Raw genomic sequence first — 22220 nt, forward strand, 5'->3', positions numbered from 1 at the left:
CACGAATCGGCGGCATCGGTCATCCGGTGCCGCCGATTCGTGGCGTGCGCTCGTCAGACCAACCGCCTCCCGCGCAGGAGCAATCCGGCCGCACCGACGAGGAGCAGTCCCCCGCCGATCGCGATCGGAGCCCACGGCGCTCCGCCACCGGTGAGCGCGAGGGTCGCGTCCGCCGAGGCGCTGCCGTTCGAGCTCGCACCCGCGCCGGGCGCGCTGCTGCCGCCGCCCGCCGGGTTCTCGGTACCGGGCTCATCGGTACCGGGCTCATCGGTGCCGGGGTTCTCGGTGCCCGGGTTCTCGGTGCCGGGATCGTCCGTTCCGGGGTTCTCGGTTCCCGGGTCGCCTGTTCCCGGGTCGCCGGTCGAGGCGCGCAGGCTGATGGTCGCCTGCTCGGTGATCGCCTGGCCCAGGCAGTTGGTGAACACGGCGCGGTAGTACGTCGTGTCGGTGGGGTTCACCGAGATCGAGGTCGAGGTCTCCCCCACGATGTCCTCCCACGGGCCTCCCGCCGTGAGCGCCTGCTGCCACTGCACCGTCGGTGCGTCGTCGCCGTCGGCCGCGGCCGTCAGCGTCGCCGACTGACCGGCCACCACGACCGAGGGCGTGGGGCTCTCGGTGATCGTCGGGGCGGAGCCGAAGACATAGCCGTCATCGAACACCACGGATGCCGCGACGCCGAACTGCATGTACGAGACGGCCACGTCGGACGGTCCGCAGTACGCGGGCGTCGTGACGCTCCAGGCGCCGTCGCTCTGCACGAGGTCGGTGCCGGGGATGCCGTCGAAGGTCACGCCGGTGACGGTGACCTCGGTGCGCACGAGCCCGGGGGCCCGACGGTTCTGGTTGGTTCCGTCGCCGAGCATGCCGATGCTGTTGATACCCCACGAGTACGTCTTGCCGTCGGAGCCGGTGGCGAGCGCGTGCTGCGAGCCGGCGTCGATCGAGGTGAACGTCACCCCGGCGGGCAGCTGCGCGAGACCCGGAACGTAACGGCCGGTCGTGGTGCCGGTGCCGAGCGTGCCGTTGTCGTTGGCGCCCCACGAGTAGAGCTGACCGCTGCCGTCGAGAGCCAGGGAGTACGACGAACCCGCGCTGATCTGCGCGATCGTCACCCCCGCGGGGATCGCGCTGATCGCGGGGGTGAGCACGGGGTCGCCCGAGGTGTCGCCGGTGCCGATCGGTCCGCCGAGGTTCGATCCCCAGGCGTAGACCTCGCCGGTGGAGGCGAGTGCCAGCGCGTGGCTGTTGCCCGCCGAGATCTGCGTGAACGTCACGCCGGCGGGTGTCTGCACGAGAGCGGGGGCCGCCCGGTCGTTCTGCGTGCCGTCGCCGAGCGTGCCGCCGTAGTTCATCCCCCAGGCGTAGATCGATCCGTCACTCGCGAGGGCCAGCGAGTACGTGCTCCCCGCGTCGACGGTGGTGAAGGTCACGCCCGCCGGGGTGGGAAGCTGCACCGGAGTGTTCCGCTGGGTGGTGGTGCCGTCGCCGATGCGCCCCTGCCCGTTATAGCCCCAGCCGTAGAGAAGGCCGTCGGAACCGACGGCGAGCGAGTGGTACGAGCCCGCATCGACATCGGTGAAGGTGATGCCCGCGGGCATCTGCACCGCGACCGGCGCGGTGCGGCTCTGCGTGTCGCCGTCACCGAGCTGGCCGTAGGGACCCTGTCCCCATGAGTAGGCCTGACCGGTGGGGTCGAGGGCGATCGCGAAGCCCTCACCGCCCGCGACCTCGGTGAAGGTCACGCCGGCGGGCGCCGCCACCCGAACCGGGGTAAGGCGGTTCGTGGTGGTGCCGTCGCCGAGCTGTCCCAGCGAGTTGAGGCCCCAGGCGTAGGCGTTGCCGTCGTCGCCGAGCGCGTACGACGGTCCGAGGTCGGCCGAGACGTCCGTGAACCGCACACCGATCACGGTGTCGCTCACGGTCGCGCCCCCGATCGTCGGGCCGGCGTCGGGCGTCGGTGCGGCCGAGGCCGCCAGCGGTGACAGAGCCACCGCCGCTGCGGCGCCGAGGACCGTGGCGATCCCCAGTCCGCGAGTCGTTCGTCTGCGCGTCGAGCGCGCGTCTTTCGTGTACTCCCCCATCGGTTTCCTCATCTCCGGGCGCACGACGGCGCCCCTCCCCTCGGTCGGCAGGGTGGCCGACCAGGTCGGCCCGGGTAGCCGACGCATAAGTGACAACGGATGAACGCAGAGAATCTGACGCACCGTCGTCTCGGAGGCTACTGGGGTTCCGGAGATATATGCAACTGAATACTTCTTTACCGCTGAACGGGCATTCAGTGGAACTCATGTGCGAGCCATTCCGTCCACGACGGAGCGCCCGGGCATCCGCTCTCTCGAGGGATGCCCGGGCGCTCTCAGGGCGTCAGCCGCCGGCTACTCGGCCGTGCGGCGTCGGCGGATCACGAAGAACGCACCCGCGGCGATCAGACCCAGTGCGAACACCAGGAATCCGACCGCGAGCCCGCCACCGGTGATGGCGAGGCCCTGAACGATCACCGTCGCCGACGCGTCGTCGGAGTCGGTCACCGCGCCGCCGAGCGGATCGGCACCGGCCGCGGTGACGACGTTCTCGATGTTCTGCGTCGTGCGCTCCAGCTCGAGCACCACAACAGCCGCCTCACCCGGCAGCAGATCACCGACGGTGATCGACTGGTCGAGCTTCGGGTCGTTGAGAACCACGTCGGTCAGGGGCGAGTTTCCCGTGTTGGTGACCGTGAGCTGCCAGTACGTCGCAGCCCCCGACGCGACCTCGACGGTCTCGGTCCAGGGCCCGTTCTCGGCAGCCGAGACGAGCTTGTCGACCGCGAGACCGGACTCGACGCCGAAGTACCACGAGTCATCGGCGGCGACGAGCGTTCCCTCGCCGGCGGGATCGGATGCCTCGGCCGTCACCGTGTTGCGGTATTGGCCGACGATCGCGGTTCCCGAGGCCGTGAGCGTGACGCTCTCGCCCGGCTCGAGGCGATCGATGACGTCTTCGAACACGAGCGTGCCCTCGGAGTCGACGTCGGTGACGAGCACGTCGATCAGCGGAAGCTGCCCGGTGTTCGTGACCGTGTACGCCCACTCGACGTCACTGCCCGGCGTGAGCCAGAGACCCGGAGCCGAGGCGACCTCTTCGCCGTTCGTCGTCTTGATGATCGACAGGCCCGACTCGCCCGCCAGGTACCAGGAGTCGTCGATCTGCGGCGCGGGCTGTTGCGGCAGAGCCGCACCCTCGTCGTCGACCGCGGTCGCGGTGGCCGTGGCGGTGTTCTGGTACTGACCGGAGACCGCGGTCCCCGTCGCTTCGAAGGTGCGCGTCTCACCCGGCAGGAGCGGACCGTCGGCCTCGCTCGTCGGGGTCAACGTACCCGTCGTTCCGGAGCCATCGGTGAAGGCATCCGACACCGCGATGTCGTCGAGCGGCGCGTCGCCCGTGTTCGTGACCTCGTAGGTCCACGTCACGGTCGACCCGGCCGCCACGAGGGCACCCGGTGCGGCGTCGTACTCGACTCCGTTCGTCTTCTTCACGAGCGAGAAGCTCGGCGTCGCGAGAACGGTCACGGCCGCCTCGTTCGAGACGAACTCGACCGGAGTGCCGCGGTAGACGCCCGAGATCGACGCCACGTTGGTGTCGCGCTGGCCGTAGCTCAGCTCGCCCAGGTTCTCCACCGGCACGACCAGCGTGAAGTTCGCCCCGCTGGTCAGCGTTCCCGCCGAGATGCGGAAAGCGGTGGCCCCAAGGGGCTCCGTGCTCCACGTTCCGGTGGTGGCGCTGGCCGCGTCGGTCGAGTACTCGACCGACGCGCCGTCCGGGGCGCCGGTGATGGGTCCGGTGAGACGCGTGTCGAAGTCATCGCCGTCCGCGATGCTCGGCAGCTTGTCGAACACCACGGTGTCGGTGACCGGGTCGGGCAGGATATCGCTCACGTAGATCTGCCAGAACGACGATGCTCCGACCTCGGTCTCGAGTGCCCACGGGCCGCTCGCCGAGGCGCTGGAGAGCTTCGAGATCAGCAGACCACCGGCCGTGTTGATCGACGTGCGACCCGAGCTGACGGCGACCGACGTGCGAGCCGGGTCGAAGTCGTAGTTGTCAGCGCCGAAGAACGGGCCGTAGCCGGTCATCGGAATCGTCGCCGGAGCCGTACCCCCGACTTCGGTCGAGATGAAGCGCGGGTCGTTCACCGTCGCATACGAGTACGACGGAACCGAGGTGTCGTCCGGGTCGTAGGCCTGTGCGAGTGCGATCACCGGGATGCTGTACTTCCACCCAGAGTTCTCCGTGAAGCGGTGATTCGGCGCCTGCGGTGCACGCATCGGCGGGAGCTCGTCGAACGAGAAGACCACGACCTGCTGCTCGCAGCCGTCCGCACCGACGACACGCGTCGTCGAGTCCACCGTCGCACCGCTACCGATGCGCGGCGTGGGTGCCACGCCCGGGTACGTCGAGTCGACCGGGACGATCGCCTGCGTCGTGTCGTAGAACACACCGCACGGGAGCACCACGCGCAGCTGCGAGTCTGTGTACGTCTCGGACGGGTTCTGGTTGACGATGCCGGCGGTCACCAGTCCGCTCGGGCCACCGACCGACAGCGACGAGGGCACGCCGATGTTGGTCGTCACGTACACGGAGTCGTCGGGAGTGATCGTGCTCGACGCCTCAGTCGAGAATGCTCCACCGCTGACCACGACCGTGTTCGTCTGCGGCCCGGGCGAGACGCCGGGTGCGGCATCCGTCGGCTGCACGCCGCTCTCAACGTCGCGGAAGACCGGCTGGAAGGCCATGCGCACCTTGGCCTCCGACCCGACCGGCACGGTTTCGGCACCCGGGGCGACGATCAGTCGCCAGCCCGTCAGGCTCGAGCCCGTCGGCAGGATGAGGGAGTCCTGGCCGGAGTTGACCCACCCTCCCGAGCCCTCGTTCTGCACGGCGAGGTTGAGTGCGGCCCCCGTGCGCCCGGTGCCGAAGGTCGTGCCGGTGTAGGTGGTCCAGCTGCTGGAGCCGTCGATCTGGTACTCCAGCGTGAACGGCAGGTTCGCCGCAGCGAGACCGCTCGAGAAGGTCACGAGGAGCTGCTGGATGTCGGTGTGCCGGAACCAGGATGCGTTCGGAGTGCCCGTCGCCCCGGAATCGGTGATGACGAGCTGGTCGAGGTTCGGTGCGTCAGACGGACCGGTGTAGGACCCGCCGGTCTGCGTGGTGTGGCTGAGGAATCCGGCAGAGGTCGGTCCTGCTTCGGTCTTGGTTGCCGAGACGCCGGTTCCGGTGCCGGGAAGGAACGCGGGGCCCTGCGCGGTCGCCGGAGATCCCGCGTGCGGCGCGCCGTTCGCATCCTCGGTCTCGAGCTGCACGGTGTTCGCCGGAGGGCGCTGTCCGTCTTCCCAACCGGCAACCGTCGCGGGGTAGCGCACGGTGATCCAGATGGCCTCCGCGCTGTCGTCTACGTTGCCGCCAGCGGGTCCGTAGAAGCCGTCGCGCTGCCAGACCGCGGTCGGCCAGGACGAGGTGTCCCAGGAGCCACCGAGGCTCGGAGCGGATGCTGAGACGAACTCGGTGCCTGCCGGGAAGGTGTCCGTCAGCTTCTGCGCCCAGGAGGAGAAGGTGTTGCCCGCGAAGGGGTTGTCGGTGCGCACGTTGAAGCGATAGGTGACACTGCGGTTGTCACCGCCGGTGACGACCTCCACTCGCTTGTCGGCAGAGTAGTTGTTGTCGCCGGTCACCGCGGTGGTCACGGGCTCCGACGAGACCGGGCCGCTCGGCGCGCCAGCACCGGTGATGCTCGTCGTGAGTTGCGTGCCCTCATGCTTGAGCTCGTTCTGCACCTGCGAGACGGTGTACACGATCGCGAGCAGCGGCTGCGTCGTATCAGAGAGCGTCAGGGTCAGCGTGCGCGTCCCGGGATCGTACGACGAGCTCGCCACAGGTGAGGCACCGCCCGTCGGCACAGAGACGAAACTCGTGCCCTCGGGCAGCACGGTCGTGAGCACCACGCCCGTCGCCGGGTTCGCGCTGTCGACGCCCTCGAACTCGAGCGTCGCGGTGTAGTTGAAGTTGCTGCCGATGCCCACGCTCTCCGGAGCGTCGAGCGTCAGGGTGTAATCGCCGGTGGCCGCCTGGGCGGCAGCGGGAACGCTCAGCAGACCGGTGACGGCCAGGATGAACGACAGCACCCCCGCCAGCCACGCCCGCCGAGCGCCTCCTCGTGCGACCACGCCCCCGCGCGGTCCTCTCTCGTTACTCATTCCGTTTCCTCCCCGTCCAGATGGTGTGCGGCCGGCGCCGAGCGCCAGCGATCCTTAACTAGACGAGCGACGGCCCGGAACATCACCGGGACGGGGGGGATGCCGTGTCACACGTCGTCTGGATCGATGAGGGGGGTCGTTCCCAGCAGCCCCAAACGGGTCGCGGCGGCGACGGCATCCGCCCGCGATCCGACGCCGAGCTTTCGGTACAGCGACGAGAGCTGCGTCTTGACCGTGTTGCGCGAGACCTTGAGCTCGACGGCCATCTCGGCGAGCGAGGCCGACGTCGACGCGGCAACCAGCACGCGTCGTTCTCGATGCGTGAGCGGATGCCGCAGCAGAGCTTGACCGACCGTCAGCGTCGACGACTCGGAGAGCGGGATCGAGTCGGGGTCGCGCACGAGTCCGCGCAACGCCTCGAGCACGTACCCCGGCACCCCCGTGAACAGGCGCGCCCCGCCCTGCGCCGCATAGGCGGTGGCCATCGCGGCAGTCGCGGGGCTCAGCGAGGCCTCGTCGAGCACATCGGCCCAGGCGAGCAGCAGACGCGACTCGAGCTGCACGTGCGGGGTGGCATCAGGGTCGGAGACGATCACCGTGCTGAGGCGGCGAGCGCGTTCCCGATCGCCCGAGCGGATGGCCACGCGCATGCGCGCGAGACGGGTGAGGATGCCGGTCTCGTCGTTGTCGCTCACGCGCGATGCGGCGAGGGGCTGATCCATCGCGAGGAACGCGTCGACCCGCAGCGCCGTCACCGCGTCGGAGGCGAGGGAGCGCGCGGGGATGAGCTGAGTCGACTGCGCGACCGTGACGAACTCGAGCGCTTCGAGGGGGGACTCGCGGGCGAGGGCGTCCCGCGCGAGGGCGAGCAGCTTGAACGGCCAGAGTTCGTCGGCGGACTCCAGAAGCGTGAGGGGCGCGAGCGCCGACGCGGCGTCGTCCTGCTGCTCGACGGCGATGAGTGCCCGTGCTGCGCGCTCCGTGCTCGCCGAGAAGCGCTGGAAGACGGTGGGGGCGCGCACCGGGAGTTCCTGGGCCAGCGCGAGGGCCTGCCGAGCGCTGGCGATCGATCCGCGCACGATGTGCGCGAGCGCGGACTTGCCGAGAGCGTCACGTTCGCTGTCGTGCAGCGTGGCGGTCGCCGCCATCCGCCGGGCCTGTCCGAATCGGCGGACGGCCGTCGCCGTGCGTCCGTTCAGCAGCTCGGTGAACCCGCTCTGCGCCATGAAGAATGCCGCCGGCCCGTCGGCGACGAGGCCCTCGGCCTCCGCCGCACGACTCCAGTCGGCGAGGCGGGAAGCCGATCGGTTCGCCGCGGAGTAGTCGCCGGCGAGCCGTGCGGCGAGGAGCTGCACGAAGTGAATGCCACCGGCCTCCTTCGCCGCGACCCGGCGATGATCGAAGAGCAGCACCTCGCGGGCGCGCTGCGACCCGGCCACCATCGCGAGTTGACCGAGGGCTTCGAGGGGGAAGTGCCGGGCGCGCACGGTGACCGGAAGGGCTCGGAACGCCCGCTCGAAGGCGTCGTAGTGGGCGTTGAGCAGCGGCCACACGTGCAGGGTGAGCACGGCGGCGACGGCATCCTCATCCCCCGAACGGAGGGCATCGGCGAGCGCGTCGCCGGCGTCGGCGCTGACGTACGAGGACACGCGTCAGCCGATCGTCCGGTCGGTCGGAGCGCTCACGCGGCGACCGTCACGGACTGCGCCCCGGGCAGCGCCGCGTAGGCCTGCAGGCCCGCGCGGCATCCAGGGCACTCGTGCGCTGCGGCTACGGCGGGATGACCGGCATTCCACGTGTGCTTCGCACCGATCAGCAGAGCGATCCCCTCCTGGTCGGTCCCGCACCCCGCCCCGGGGCACGCCCGCCTCAGGCACTCGGCCACCAGCTCGGTTCGCAGCGCGGCCTTCGCGCGGTACACCGCCGAGCTCACCCGCCCCGACGAGCGCCCGAGCTCGCGAGCGACCTCCTGCGGCTTGCGCCCGTTGACCAGCACCTCGGTGAGGAGCATCCGCTGTTCGTCCGACAACCGCGCGAACGCCACCCCGACGATCTCGTTGTCGATCGCCGCATGGATGCGATCGGTCTCGTCGTGATGCGCGAACTCGTGCACGTTCGCGTCGTCGAGCGCGACGTTGCGCGACCGCGGCGCGCGCATCTCATCGCGCAGACGATTACGCATCGTCTGGGCGATGTAGGCGTGGGCGTTCTCGACCGGGCCGCGACCCTGCGACCATTTCTCCCAGGTCGAGAGCAGCGCGACCGCGAGCAGCTCCTCGGCCTCCATCGCTCGCCCCGCGATCGCACGCGAGAGGTTCAGCAGGGTGGGCATGCTCCGAGTGAACAGCACATCGGCCGCTCCCCGCTGCCCCGCATTCGTCGCACGGGCGAGGTCGTTCTCATCCCATGCCGCAGCATCCGTCGCGAAACGCGTCGGTCCATCCACATCGATCATGTCTCCCCTTGCAGCGGACGACAGTCGCCCGCTCCCCTTATGAGAAGAGAACAAGAAAGGGGGTCATCCGAAACGGTAACCCCGCAGAAATCACCCACGACGTCACCCACCCCCTCACCCTCTGTGGAGAGGGGTGAGGAAAGCCGGCGTGAGGGGGAAGAACGTGAGAAGGAGAGGCGCTGGGGAACGCCCCTCCTTCTTCGCGACGCTGCGGGGTCATGTGGGAGGAAGGCTCCGCAGCCGCGGGCGAGCCCGCTCCATCGAGGCCTGGGGAGGTCCTCATCTTCTAGACGAGCGACGGGCCAGAATCTCACCTGCTCCGCGTGGGTCCCTGAGTCTGTCGAAAGGCCCCAACCCGAGTCAGTACCCCGCCCGGCGCAAGGCGTCTTCGCGCCCGGTCGCGCCCAGCTTGCGGTAGAGGTTTCGCAGGTGGCTCTTCGCGGTGTTCGCCGAGATGAACAGCGCTCCCGCGAGGTCGCGCACCGACGCGTGCGTGCGCATCAGATCCAGCATCTGCCGCTCCCGCCGCGTGAGCGCGATCGCACCTTCGGGTGGCGCGACGGCGTCGTCGTCGGCGGCGGCCTCCGCGACCGCAGCTTCGGCCGACGGCATCCGCTCGTCGATCGCGGCGCGCACCTCGGGCATCGCCTCGTGCACCGCGTCATGGGCACCGGTGTACGCGATGCGGTCGGCGGCCAGCCGCACGACCTCGACCACGCTCGGCCGCTCCAGCAGATGCGCGGCGTTGGCGCGGATCACGAGCCAACGCGCCGGCACCACCGCGGGCGTGCGGCGACGGGCGGATGCTTTGTCGAGCAGGGAGAGTGCGTCACCCGCTCGCTTCCGGTGCATCAGCAGGCGCGCCTGAGCCGTGACGGCCGAGGCGTGCGCGTCGACGATCTCGACGGGCTCGAGCACGTCCCCCGCACGATCGAGGTCACCCCGGTGCTGGAGGATGTCGGAGAGGTCGGCCCGCAGCAGCATCCCGGGAAGCGACGCGGGCGCGGTCGCGGAGGGATAGGCGGCGAGCGCACGCTCGATGAGCCGCGCGCTCCGCGTTCCGTCGCCCCAGTACAGGTCGATGCGCGCGCGCACGTGCGCTTCCACCCACCACAGGTCGCCGTCGTCGATCCCGTCGGCGTGCGCGGCTAGCGATGCCTCCGCCTCGGCGCGGTCGAGGCCGGCGACCGCGATGAGCGTGCGGCTGAGCGCCGCCGCCTTCTGCAGGTGGAACGCCATCGTGCGCGGATCGTCGGAGGCGTCCTCCACGCTGCGGGTGAGCCACTCCTCGGCGTGCGCGAAGTCTCCGGCGAGCGCGTGCGCGAGCGCGCAGTGCCCGGCCAGATACGGGGCGATCGGATGCGGGAGGGTGCTGCGCGACCAGCGCCACCCCTCGGAGAACGCCTCGACCGCGCGCTCCAGCTCGCCGCCGGCCACGAACGTCAGGCCCACACGCATGAGTACGCTGCCCAGCACGTCGTCGAAGCCGTCGTGATCGTGCGTGGTGCGGATCAGCTCCTGAACCTCGGCGACCGACGCGAGCGCGTCGTCGACGCGCCCGAACACGAGGAGGCGGCGGATCTCGGCCGTCTTCACGCCGAGCACGTCGCGGGCCATCGGATGCTCCTGCGATGCGACCCAGTCGGCGAAGATCCGCTCGATGCGGTACTCGGTGAGCGCCGACGACCGCCAGGCCTTGCGGGTCAGTTCCCGCGCCATCAGGTACCGCGGATGCTCCTGCAGCCACTCGCGAGGAGCCCGTTCCCACACCTCGAAGACCGCTTCCGGTGCAGCGAACGACAGGGCGAAGAAGTAGTCGTCGAGCAGGATCGCGATGTCGTCCCACTGCCCGTGATCGAGGAAGGAGCGCAGGTCGCCGAGGAGCGCGTCGCGCCCACTCCGAGACCACTCCACGAACCTCACCTCCCTGATGCGAGAGCCCCTCCGGCATCCCGCATGGCATCGGTTCGCCTTCTAATATATTGCGACGTGGCGACCCGGGACACCCCGATACGGTGAGGGTGATGGCTTCCCCGACTCATCGTCGCCCGACGACTCGCGTGCTCCTGATCTGCGGAGCGCTGGCCGCGGTGCACCTGCTGATCCACCTCGCGACCGCCCCCCTGCTCACCGCGCTCGCCCCGCTCGCCCCGCCGCTGTACGCACTGGTGGCCGGAGTGCACAGCCTCCTGCCGTTCCTGGCCCGGCGGCTGACCGATGTGCCGGGCACGGCCGTGCTCACCAGTGCGATCGCAGCCGTCTTCATCGCGGTCGCGAACACCGCGGGAGTGATCGTGATCGTCCCACTGGTGCTGGCCGGAGCGGTCATCGACCTCGTCGTCTGGCGCACGCGAGGCACGGGCGCGCGGGTACGCCGACGGTATCTCCTGGCGGCGGTGTGCGCCGGAACGGGTCTTTTCGGGGTCTCCGTCGTCGTGTTCTCGCCCGAGCACCTCTCCCCGGCGATCCTGCTGGGATCATTCCTCGGGCGTATCGCCGGCGAGATGCTGGCGTCGGAGCTCTCCGGCGCCCTCGCCTCCGCCCTGCATCGCGCCGGCGTCGGACGAAACCGTACGGAGGCACCTCACAACAGCCCCAGCTCGTAGGCCCGCCCGATCACCTCATCGCGCGTCGTCGACTCGAGACGGCGGTAGAGCGCCCGTGCGTGCGACTTCACGGTGTTGGTCGACAGGTGCGATTCGAGCGCGATCTCACGCACGGTGAGGCCCCGCTCGAGCCCGAGGAGCACATGCTGTTGCTGCGGCGTCAGGCGCACCCGATCCGTCGGATCCGGAAGCACCTGGCGCGCGCCGTGACCCGGTGGCAGGAGCGCATCGAGCGGCCCTCGCACATCGGCCGGCACGCTCAGCGCGGCGAACAGCAACCCGCGCTCGCCGATCGCCGCTCTGAGGTCCGAATAGCTCTCGGCCGCACTCATCCCTCCAGGACGGCGGTCGGTGGCGACGGCGTGCACCGTCAGGGCCTTCACCCGCGCGCGGATCGTCTGCCTCTCCCCCAGCGTGGCCGCCGCACGACGCGCCGCCCCGACGACGTCTCCCTCGACGAGGGCGAGCTGCGCGCGCGCCACACGGTTCACGGGGTGGTCGTCCTGAGCGTCGATGACGAGGCGCGCCTGACGCGTCTGCCCCAGGGAGAGCAGAAGATCGACCTCCCCCTGGGCCAGCAGGGGGCCCATCGTCGTCCCTTCGCCCAGCCACTCCGCGTATCTGACGCGATCCGAGCGCAGTGAATCCAGCGCGCTGAGCCGGTCCCCCCACGCCAGCGCGTAGCGCAGCCGAGCGTAAGAGACGGTCGGCCCCCAGCTCTGCTCGGCGTTGACGGGCTGATCGAGCAGGCGCACCGCGGCCTGGGCCTCGGACAACCGGAGACCCTCGATCGCGACGAGGCTCCGCGCGACATCCGCGGTGAGCGCGATCCGGGAGCGATACCAGCCGTCGGCGGACGGTGCGTCGTCATGACGCGCGAGCCAGGAGCGCGCCTGTTCGATGTCGCCCTCCAGCGCATGGAAGAGAGCCGACTTCCCGGCGGCGTCCCTTTCGACGTAGGCGACTCGGGACTGATGAGCGCGTTCGTAGGCATCGCGCAGCCCGACGGTGGCGCCGGGGAGGTCGTCGGCGAGTCCGCGCGTGATCCCCGCCTGCAGCAGCGCCGCCGGCAGACGATCGTGCACGAGTGCGGGCTGATGCACCGCGGCGATGCGCCCGAACCTCTCCACCAGCCGGGCGAGCTGGATCGCGCGTGACATCCTGCCTCGCACGCGGAGCGCGATCATGCGCGACGAGGCGACGCTGAGCAGGCTGAGCGCTCGCTCCGAACGCGCGAGGGACTCCAGCTTCGCGGTGTCGTCGGCGTCGGGGAGAGTGGCAGCGCCCAGCATCCGGTCGACGGCGTCCGCCGAGGAGTGCAGGCGGATGTCGCGCACGGCCGCGGCGCGGGCATCCTGCTCGAACGCACCGAGCGGCACGGCCTTCAGGGCCAGGTCGAGGAGCTCCCGATGCTCGTCCAGGAGCAGAGACCAGTGTGTGCCGAGCAGTTGCACGGCCGACGACCAGTCCTCCTCATCGAGCGCGCGGCGCAGGCCGTGCTCGACCTGGTCGGGGGACGGTCGGAGGCGCACGTCACCCAGGGGATCACTGCTCATGGGGGGAGGGAATCGCTCTCTTTTCTCCTATGCAATATACCGAGCGGCGACCGACCTTCGGGTCGTCGGCCGCCGCTCCGTACGCGGGCGCGACGCTAACCCCGCCGCGCCCCTTGCCGCCGCGAGACCACGACCAGTCCCGCGCCGGCGAGCATCACCAGAAGGGCGAGGAGAGTCCACGCCCGGGGGTCGCCGCCGGTCGTGGCCAGCGGGCCCGACGGACCCGCCGGCGAGGGAGCAGCGGGAGCGACCTCGACGATCGTCACGCTGGCCGTCGCTTCGGCATCCGCCCGGGCGTCACCCACACCCGTCGCGCTGGCCGTCGCCACGTTGACGACCTCCCCTGCCGCGGCCTGCGCGGCCGTGACCTGATACTCCTCGACCGCCGCGCACGCCACCGTCTCTCCGGGAGCGAGCACGTCGGCCTCGCACTCGACCGCACCCGCCATCGGGTCCGACACCTCGAGACCCGAGAGCGTCGCCGCGCTCGGATTCGTGACGGTGAAGGTCCAGCGGATGCGGTCGTTCACCGTCATCCTGTCGTCACCGTCGGTGTCGATCGGGGTACCGACCTTCTCGAGAGAGAGGGAGAGCACGCCGATGAACGGCAGTTCACTGGTCGACGGATCGGCGTCGACCGTCGCATCGCCGAGCACGCTCGCCGTCGCGGACGCCGTGTTGGTGATGCCGCCGGCATCCACGTCGTCCTGCGTGACCTCGTACGCAGCGACGCAGTCCACGTACTGACCGGGCAGGAGGCTCCCGGTCTCGCAGCCGATCTCGGAGAGCTCGCCCGTTCCGGAGAACGCCCCCTCCTCGACCTCGATGCCCGAGACCGTCACGTTGCCGGTGTTCGTCACCCGGAAGCGGTACTCGATCTCCTGCCCCGCTTCCTCGATGCCCTCGACGTCGGCCGTCTTGACGATCGCCAGGCCGGGCACGCGCTCGAACGAGAGATCCTCGCGCGAGGGGTCGGACGCGATCGGCCCGCCCGGACCGGTGCCCGTCGCGGTCGCAGTGTTCGACAGCGAACCGGCATCCACGTCGTCCTGCGTGATGACGTACGTCGCCTCGCAGATCAACTGGTCGTCGGGATCGAGGGTGCGCGAAGCATCGCCGCAGTCGACGGCCGAGAGGTCGCCCGATCCGGTGAACTCGCCCTCGACGACCGCGACACTCTGGAGCGTGACGTTGCCGGTGTTGGTGACGACGAACGAGTACGTGACCTCTTCGTCGACCGCGAGGTCGGTCGGGGTCGCGGACTTGACGATCGTGAGGCCCGGAGCCGCGTCGATGATCACGGGGGCCGACGACGGGTCGCTCGACACGATGTCATCCGCCGGAGTGGTGGCGTGGGCCACCGCCGTGTTGTCGATGCGTCCGGTGTTCACGTCGGCCTGGGTCACCGCGTACGTCGCGGTGCAGTCGACGGAGTCGCCCGGCGCGAGGGAGCCGTCGGCGCAGTTCGCGACGACGTCCTCACCCGATCCGGTGAACGCCGTCTCCTCGATCTCGATGCCCTCGAGTGTGACGTTGCCGTCGTTCGTGACGGTGAAGACGTACGACACCTCGTCACCCGCCGCCTGGATCGGCTCGGATGCCACCGACTTCACCAGGGAGAGAGCGGGCGCCGCGGTCACGTCGACGGTCGCGCTCGACGGCTCGGACTCGGGGCCGTCGACGCCGGCGGGAGCCGACGCCGAGGCGATGGCCGTGTTGGTGATCGCTCCGGCATCGAGGTCGGCCTGCGTGACCTCGTACGCAGCGGAGCAGGTGACGACGTCGCCCGGGGCGAGCTCGCCCGCCTCCGCCGGACACGTGACGACCGGAGCCGTACCCGTTCCCGAGAAGGCGGTCTCGTCGATCTGCACGTCGGTGACGGTGACGTCACCGGAGTTGGTGACCTCGAAGGAGTAGGCGACCTCGTCCCCGACGCCGTCGACGATGGTCGGCGATGCCGACTTCACGAGCGTCAGCGCGGCCGATCGGATCAGGTCGTCGGTGTCGGAGTCGTCGGCGGCCAGGATGACACCCGGGAGAGCCGGATCGCCCGCCTCGACCCGGACGCCGTTGACGATCTCGTCCTGCGTCTCCGCGGCCTGCACGACGCGCACCGTGACGGTGACCTGCTGGGTCGAGCCCGCCGCCCCCGTCGCGGCATCGCCGTCGCCGAGCCGGCCCGACGGCGCCAGGGACGCGATGCTCCAGGTCACCGTTCCGCCCGGGCGCAGGCCGTCGGCATCCGCCTCTCCCTGATCGGTCACCACGCCACCTGCGCTTGCCGAGACGAACGCGAGGGTGTCGGGCAGGGTGTCGGTCACGACCGCATCCGCGATCGCCTCGCCCGTGAGCAGGTTGGCGACGTCGATCGTGTACGTGAACTCCTCGCCCATCGCGACGGTGTCGACGCCGTCGGTCTTGGTGATGCCGACGAGGGCGTCTCCCTGCGCGACGACGAAGCACGCCTCGGTGGTGTTGTTCGCGTCGACGGGGTCGGACATCAGGCCGGAGACCTCGGCCCCGAAGCACGTGTCGTCACCGACCAGCTGGTCATCGGGAATGACGGCGGGCAGGTCGAGCGCGTTCGGTTCGTCGAGCGCGAGCATGCGCGATGCGCCCTCCGCCGTCACCGGATCGCACGTCAACGTCACGGGTCCGAGCACCGAGCCGTCGGCGGCGACATCATCGGCATCGCAGACCCACCCCTCGGGGGTCAGGCTGGTGATGCGGATGCCGGCGGGAACGGCGATCTCGACGGTCGCCGGCGCAGCCTCCGACCCGCCGAGGTTCGTCACCACGAAGGGAACCGTGCCGGGGCGTCCGGCCTGCAACGGCAGGCGATCGGGCACCGAGACCGCGAGGTCGGCCTCCTGCGTGGTCGCGCACACCGGGCGCGGTTCGGTCGGCAGGGTGCTGGCGCTGTCGATGGCGACCGAATTGCAGGCGATCGCATCGGCGGGGGCGCCCGGCACGACGTTGGCCGTGAACTCGAACGACGACGATTCTCCCGGTGCGAGATTGCCGCTCACTTGCGCGCGGATCGCGGAGGCACCGAACGCGCCGGCCGTCCACCCGGTGGTGCATCCGGGGTTCGTGGGGAGCACCTCGGTGCGGCACGGATTCTGCGACGCCGAGTAGCTCAGCGCCATGTTGAAGGATCGGAAGGTGACGGTGTTCAGCGTTTCGGCGAACGTGCTGCCGCGGCCGTCGCCGACATGCGGCAGGATGTCGTAGCCGACGATGTCCGAGAGCACGGTGTTTCCCGAGTTCACGAGCGTGACGCGGTAGGTGATGTCGCTCGCGTCGGGATCGACGCCGACCACCACGTCGGGGTTCGACACCCACACGCAGTCGTCGTCGGTCACGACGCAGATCTCCTTCACGACGTCGAGACGTGCCACGCCGCTCACCGAGACGCTGATGGAGTTCGAGGCGAACGCCTCCGTGATGTTGCCGTCTCCGTCGACGTCCGTCGTGTCGACGACCTTTCCGCCCCATGTGGTGGTGTCCGGAGCGAACGCGTTGCGCGAGTCTCCTGTCCAGACGTTCGCGACACTGCTCGTTCCGGCGGCGACCGCCGAGGTCGGGCTCGCCGAGACGCTCATCGTCGGCCAGGTCGCGTTGGCGCCGAACGTCGCCCCGGTCGGCCACGAGGCGATGACCGCCTGACGCGTCACGCCCGCGATCGTCACGTTCTTGGAGGTGAAGCTCACTCCCGGCGGCACGGTTCCCGCGGCGAAGCTCGCCGAGTTCGGAGTGATGTTCCACCCGGTCGGTGCGATGAAGACGTACTGCGGCGAAACCGTGCGGTCGGCCGGAATATTGGCAGTGGCGCCGTTGACGCGGTACGTCACCTTGCCCCCGGGAACGACCTGTCCGCCGCCCTCGACCACCGGTGCGCCGACGAATCCCGCGCTGAAAGCGGGTGCCGCGGCGGCGACCTTCGGCCAGTCACGGAAAGTCGCGGTACCGCTCGCCTGATTCTGAATCGGCGCGATCTCGGGATTTCCCTCGTATGTCATCGTCGTTGCGGCGGTGTTCGGCCATGTGCCCAGCGGCGCGCCGACGGGAACCTCGAAGCGATACGTGACGCGGAACAGGGTGCCGGCGGTGCCGGAGGGGAGCAGGTTGGGGCCAGCGAGCTGTCCTGACTTCACGGTCGCCGCGACGATGCGTTGACCTGCTGGAGCCGCGTAGCTGGTACCGGTCGCCGTCCCCGTGGTGCCGTTGCTCAGTGTGTACGCGATGGTGGCCGCGGTGTTCGTGTCGATCCGGTAGACCCGGAGAGTCGAGGCGTCGAGATCGTCCTCGACGACCGTTGCCACACCGGGTACGTTTCCGCGGTTGTAGGTGTCGACCGTCCAGAGCTGGTCGGTGCGGGTGGCGAACGGTGCGAGCGCCTGGCCCGGGGTGCATAGGCGGTTCCAGTCGTCCCGACCGGACGCAGGGCAGACGAGCCCGGTCGTGTCCGGCGGCACATTTATGAATCGCTGGCCCGAGGCGACCTGATCGGCCGTCGGGGACTTGGTGCTGTCGGCGCGACCGAAAGGCGCTACGCGAACGACATTGTGTTCGAATGATGTCGTCGTGGTCTTCACGGTCGACGCGTCATCGAGATACGTGACGCTGGCGTCGACGTTGTTGGTGACGGGAGCGACGAAATCGGCTCCCCCGGCAGCTTCGGGGAACGCGCTGGCGGGGTAGCGCACCGTCACCGTGCGCGGGTTGTAGCCGTATCCTTGCGTCCACCCCCCGAATGAGGCGACGCCGAATCCACCGGCCGCGGTCGCACCGGCCTTGGTCCAGGTCACGGTGTGGTTCGTCGCGTCGTAGATGCCACCGTCGCCGGCGCTCACGAACTGCGCCTGGGCGGGAAGGCGGTCGACGACGGTGTAGCTCTCGGCGCACAGGAAATTACCGGCCGCCGTCCAGCGGTTGCCGCTGCGGTTGGTGATGCATCCGTCCGACATCGCGACGGAGTACGTCATGTCGGTGTCGGGGCGCACCGTCGCAGGGCCCGATTTCACGACCGAGGGGGCGGGAAGCGCGATCTGCCACGTCACGGGTGCAGCTGTCGCCGTCGCCGGAGCCACCGCGTTCGGCGACGTGATCGTCGCCGAGGTGGTGATCTGGTAGCCGTCGGGGAAGTATGCCGGCGGTGCGATACCGGGCGCACTGGTGTCGATGGCACGCACATACTGCACGAGGAACGTCGACGAGGTGCCCGCCGCGACGTTGCCGAGGCGCACGGTCACGCCTGCCGTCGGGCTATTGGTGATGGTCGCACCCCCACCGGCGGGCGGGGTCCACGTCTCGTACGTGTGGATGCGGAAGGTGCCGTAGGTCGGGTCGAGGGCGACCGCGGGCAGCGTGACCACGGTGTCGGTGCACTCGGCGACCGAGCAGGAGTACGCGATGCGGTATCCGAGACGGTTGTTCTGCTGTCCGTAGCCGGTCGCCGTCACCGCCTCGCCGGTGGTGGGATTCACCGGTGTGATCTCGATCGAGAGTACGGCGGGTCCCGCCGCGTACGCCGCGGGCGCGGCCACCAGCATCATCGTGACGGTGGCGAGCGTCGCCAACATGGCGACGGCTGCTGTGCGCAGGCGCGAGGGCACGCGAGATGGACCGGTCATTGAACTCCCCTTCAGAAACCGCAGGGCGACGCAGAGGTCGCGAGGACAGAGCCTCATCTGCATGCTGTCGTCTGAAGGGTCGCCCAACCGCCGCGAAGGCGAAACTTCACCCTCGCTTCACCCACCCCGGCGCGGGGCACCACGTCTCTCGTGGTGTCCCGCGCCGGACTCGATGTTTCCGCGGGTCAGACCCCGCGGCGTCGGCGTACGGCGAACGTGACGGCACCTCCCGAGATCAGCAGCAGCGCGATTCCGGCGAGCGCGAGCGGCAGGTCGCCGCCCGTCGTGGCGAGCGCGTTGACGCCCGGGGTGCCCGGCCGCGCCGGGTCGACCGGGCTTTCTCCCGGCTCCTCGGCGCCTGCACCCGGGGTGCCCGGCGTCGGTTCGGTCGGCGCTTCGCGCACGATCACGCCGGCATCCCAGGTCGGGTCGACGCCCTCGGTGGCCCGCACGTCGTTCCATTCGTAATCGCGCGAGAGGTGGACGTTGTCCGGCCCGAGCACGATCGTCTGCGTCATGCCGGTCGTGGTGTCGGCATCCGAGTCCACGGTGTCGTCCGCCCCGGCATCCGCCTGCGTGAAGACGTACGTCTTCTTCTGGTCCGCGGTCAGGGTGAACTTCACGCGATACTCCCCGGCCGGCAGTTCGTCGAACAGGTAGCGGCCGCGCTCGTCGGTCGTCGTGGTCGCAATGACCTCGCCGTCCTGGATGAGCTCGACGGTCACGCCGGGCAGAACCTGCTCGTCGTCGTCCTGTCGGCCGTCCTTGTTCGCGTCGATCCACGTGACGTCGCCGATCGCGTACGTCTTCTCGGGCTCGGGCGTCGTGCCCGGGGTGTTGTAGAGCACCACGTCGTCCGAGACCCCGTTCGCCGCGACGGCGATGCGGGTGAGCTCGGTCGCCAGCTGGTACCCGGCGGGCGCGACGTCCTCGCGCAGCCAGAACGTTCCGGCGCTCTTCACGGTCGGCGTCGTGCCCTCGGCCGTGACGATCTTGCCGTCGACCACGCGCAGGTCGCTCAGCACGACCGTCTGCTGGTCGTCGGCCAGCACCGAGAAGCGGGCGCCCGCGTCGGTGATCAGCTTCGCGGCATCCGTGCTGTCGCGCTTGAGCAGGTTCAGCGGGTAGTCGTTCGTCGGCGTGATCGTGGCGCCGACGGCGCCGATCATGTTGGTGATGCCGACGTTCGCCTGGTAGTCGACGACGCGCACCTTGAAGAACAGGGCCAGCGTCTCACCGCTCACGAGGCGTCCGCGCTCGAGCGTGACCGTGTCGGTCGACGCATCGTACGCAGCCGTGATGTTCGTGCCCGGCACCGTGTAGGTGGCACCGCCGGTCGTCGTGCCCGAGGTCACGTCACCCGGTGCGACCCATCCCAGGAACTCGACGCCCGCGGGCAGCACGTCGACGACGTCCTCGACCATGTGGGTGAAGGTGCCGTGCGGCATGAGCTCGACGCGGTAGATGAAGTCGGTCTGCGTCAGGGCGCCCTCGGCATCCATCTCGACCCGCAGGCTTCCGGTGAAGGCGTCGTTCGCGGCGTCGTAGACGCGCTTGCGCACCTCCATCTCGTTGCCGAAGCTGGTCGCCGTCGTGCGCGAGGTCGAGGTGTAGACGATCTCCTGACCCTCCCCCTCGTAGCGTGCCGAGTTGTCGACCTCGATGGTCTGCTTCCCCTGCAGCACCTGCGTGGGCAGGTCGACCGTGATCGTCCAGCTCTTGGTGAACGGCGCGGCAGCGGCTCCCCACGCGGCGTCCTTGGGGAACGCGCCGTTCGGGGCGATGACCAGCGTGCCGTCCTCGGCGATCGTCACGTCGAACGTGTCGGCGTCGAGCGGGTGGTTGTAGTCGTAGGCGCCGGTGATCGACTCCTTGATCGCGGGGAGCGTCGCCGCGGTCACGTCGAAGATCGAGTGATCGATCTCGTCGACGATGCGCGAGGTCGCGGCGTCTCCGACGTTCTCACCGATGCGGAACGTGTACGGGATCGTCGTCGACGTGCCGCCGGTGACCGAGACGGTTCCGCCCGGGGCGGTCTTCGAGAACCGGCCCGGGTCGTCGACGCCGCCCGAGGTGTCCTTCGGAACGGTGATCGTCGTCGAGGCCGACTTCGACTCGTACTTGCCGTCGTCGTACACGAAGTACACGTCGTTCGACACGCGGTACTGGGTCGCGTACTGGTTGTCGCTGCTCGCCTGCTGCGGCAGAGCGGTGATCGTGGCGGCGGCCGAGAGGCGGTACTCCCTGGTGACGTCCTTGCCGATGTTCACGAAGAGGTTCTTGCCGTCGACGACGTAGGTGCCCCGGTACTCGTCGGCGGCGATCGTCTTCTCGATGTCGCTCGTGATGCCCGTGGCGGGGCGGAGTGCGACGGCGGTGCCGTCCTGATCGATCGCGGTGAGGAAGCCGGCGGCATCCGTCTTCCACGACGTCTGAGCCGGCAGTGTGTCACGGATGACGACGTTGCGCGTCAGCGCGAACGGGCCGTCGGCGAAGTCGGCGAAGACGCGCAGGTCGGCGCGCAGCGTGTAGGTCGCGTCGATCGCCGTCTCGAGGGTCGCGCCGGCGGCGAGCTGCTTCTGCAGCTGCACGGCGGTCGGGTCGACGGTCTTGCCGAAGGCGGCGCCCGTTCCCGGCCGGTCCTGGCCCTTGACCGAACCGCGGATGGCGGTGCCGGCGCTGTGCTTCGTGCCGTTCACGTCGACCTGGTTGGTGACGGTGACGGAGTAGGAACCGCCGTTGATCTTGTCGACGGCGTCGTACGCGCGCTGCAGGTCGGCGCGCACGGCCTCGAGGGCAGCGGCGTCGGCGATGGTCGCCCGATAGGTGAAGGTGTAGATCGAGTTCGCCTCGGCACGGATGGTGTGGGCGAAACTCGTGCCCGAGATCACGGGCAGATCGGTGAGCGCGGTGGTGACCGGGTTCAGGTCGTTCGCGTCGCGCACGACCTTGGTGCCGGCGAGCGACCCCTCGACGAAGGCGAGGTGGGTGCCGAGGGTGTCGGTCACCGTGATGTCGCGCGCCTCCCTGCTCGACACGGTGACCGTGTACGGCAGGGCGATGTCGAGCGCGCTCGGGTCGATCACGACGCGACCGTCGACGACCGTGTGCGGAATGTTCACGCCGCCGACCGACTTGTTCGACGATGTGCCCGTCGACTGCGGCGACTCGCCGGGTTCGGTGATGATCACCTTCTGGGTCGTGGGGGTGCCGTCGACGTTCCAGACCAGGTCGCGGACCTCGGACCGCTGCACCTTCTCGACCGTGAACGAGAGATCGAGAACGCCCTGGTTCACATCGGCCGGGAACGGATCGTTGAACGTCACGACGAGCTCGCCGGCGGCGTTGACCGCGAGGGAGCGAACGGCGGTGTTGCCGTCGGGAACGGTGAGAGCCGCATCGGGGATCGTGATCCCCGATGGCAGGCCGATCGCGACGACGGCGCCGTCGTCCATGCTGCCGTAGCCGAGCTGGAAGGCGTAGGTTCCGCCCTCCGTCAGCACGGGCATGCCGTTGTGTCCGCTTCCGGTGTCGACCGGGAAGACCGTGACCGTGCCCCCCGCGGCTAACGCCGGGGTGGTGAGGCCGGCGACGGCCATCAGGGCGACGAGGATGCCCGCCAGCCAGTGGGTGAATGTGCGCGCGCGCGATCGGCGCGCGATGTGCTCAGACATCGATTACTACTCCAGAACATCGTGAGGCGCGTCAATGGGGGGGACGCACCCCTGCGTCGGTAC

At 69.7% G+C, this 22220-nt stretch carries 9 protein-coding genes; 1 reads left to right on the forward strand and 8 read right to left on the reverse strand.

The annotated features are described in order from the left end of the window. Window positions 1-53 precede the first annotated feature (53 nt). From ACI2JZ_RS06385 to ACI2JZ_RS06405, 5 genes are all read right to left on the reverse strand, one after another. Window positions 54-2081: a hypothetical protein gene (locus ACI2JZ_RS06385; RefSeq protein WP_404596921.1), complete on the reverse strand. Its 2028-nt coding sequence runs from the start codon at window positions 2079-2081 to the stop codon at window positions 54-56. A gap of 294 nt (window positions 2082-2375) precedes the next feature. Beyond that, window positions 2376-6230: a hypothetical protein gene (locus ACI2JZ_RS06390; RefSeq protein WP_404596922.1), complete on the reverse strand. Its 3855-nt coding sequence runs from the start codon at window positions 6228-6230 to the stop codon at window positions 2376-2378. Between the two features lie 107 nt (window positions 6231-6337). Next, a complete protein-coding gene (locus tag ACI2JZ_RS06395) occupies window positions 6338-7879 on the reverse strand; it encodes a response regulator transcription factor (protein ID WP_404596923.1) in 1542 nt (513 codons plus the stop codon). A gap of 32 nt (window positions 7880-7911) precedes the next feature. Further along, the gene (locus ACI2JZ_RS06400) at window positions 7912-8685 is read right to left on the reverse strand and encodes an RNA polymerase sigma factor (protein ID WP_404596924.1); all 774 of its coding nucleotides are present in this window, start codon (window positions 8683-8685) and stop codon (window positions 7912-7914) included. A 360-nt stretch (window positions 8686-9045) separates the two neighbouring features. Further along, complete coding sequence (locus tag ACI2JZ_RS06405) at window positions 9046-10599, reverse strand: LuxR C-terminal-related transcriptional regulator (RefSeq protein ID WP_404596925.1); 1554 nt, start codon at window positions 10597-10599, stop codon at window positions 9046-9048. A gap of 110 nt (window positions 10600-10709) precedes the next feature. On the opposite strand from ACI2JZ_RS06405, the gene ACI2JZ_RS06410 reads away from it, so the two are divergent. Continuing rightward, window positions 10710-11291, forward strand: coding sequence for a hypothetical protein (locus tag ACI2JZ_RS06410; RefSeq protein WP_404596926.1), 582 nt, complete (start codon window positions 10710-10712; stop codon window positions 11289-11291). Here the strand turns inward: ACI2JZ_RS06410 and ACI2JZ_RS06415 are convergent. The 3 genes from ACI2JZ_RS06415 to ACI2JZ_RS06425 all read right to left on the reverse strand — a co-directional run bounded on the left by ACI2JZ_RS06415 (window position 11270) and on the right by ACI2JZ_RS06425 (window position 22157). Then, window positions 11270-12847, reverse strand: coding sequence for a response regulator transcription factor (locus ACI2JZ_RS06415; protein WP_404596927.1), 1578 nt, complete (start codon window positions 12845-12847; stop codon window positions 11270-11272). The genes ACI2JZ_RS06410 and ACI2JZ_RS06415 overlap by 22 nt on opposite strands. Window positions 12848-12942: 95 nt before the next feature. Further along, a complete protein-coding gene (locus ACI2JZ_RS06420; RefSeq protein WP_404596928.1) occupies window positions 12943-18483 on the reverse strand; it encodes an isopeptide-forming domain-containing fimbrial protein in 5541 nt (1846 codons plus the stop codon). A 185-nt stretch (window positions 18484-18668) separates the two neighbouring features. Beyond that, window positions 18669-22157 carry an SdrD B-like domain-containing protein gene (locus ACI2JZ_RS06425; RefSeq protein WP_404596929.1) on the reverse strand — a complete coding sequence of 1163 codons (3489 nt, stop codon included), beginning with the start codon at window positions 22155-22157 and terminating at the stop codon, window positions 18669-18671. Window positions 22158-22220: the final 63 nt, after the last annotated feature.

It is taken from the genome of Microbacterium sp. NPDC087868, from assembly GCF_044900755.1.
Taxonomy (GTDB): Bacteria; Actinomycetota; Actinomycetes; order Actinomycetales; family Microbacteriaceae; genus Microbacterium; species Microbacterium galbinum.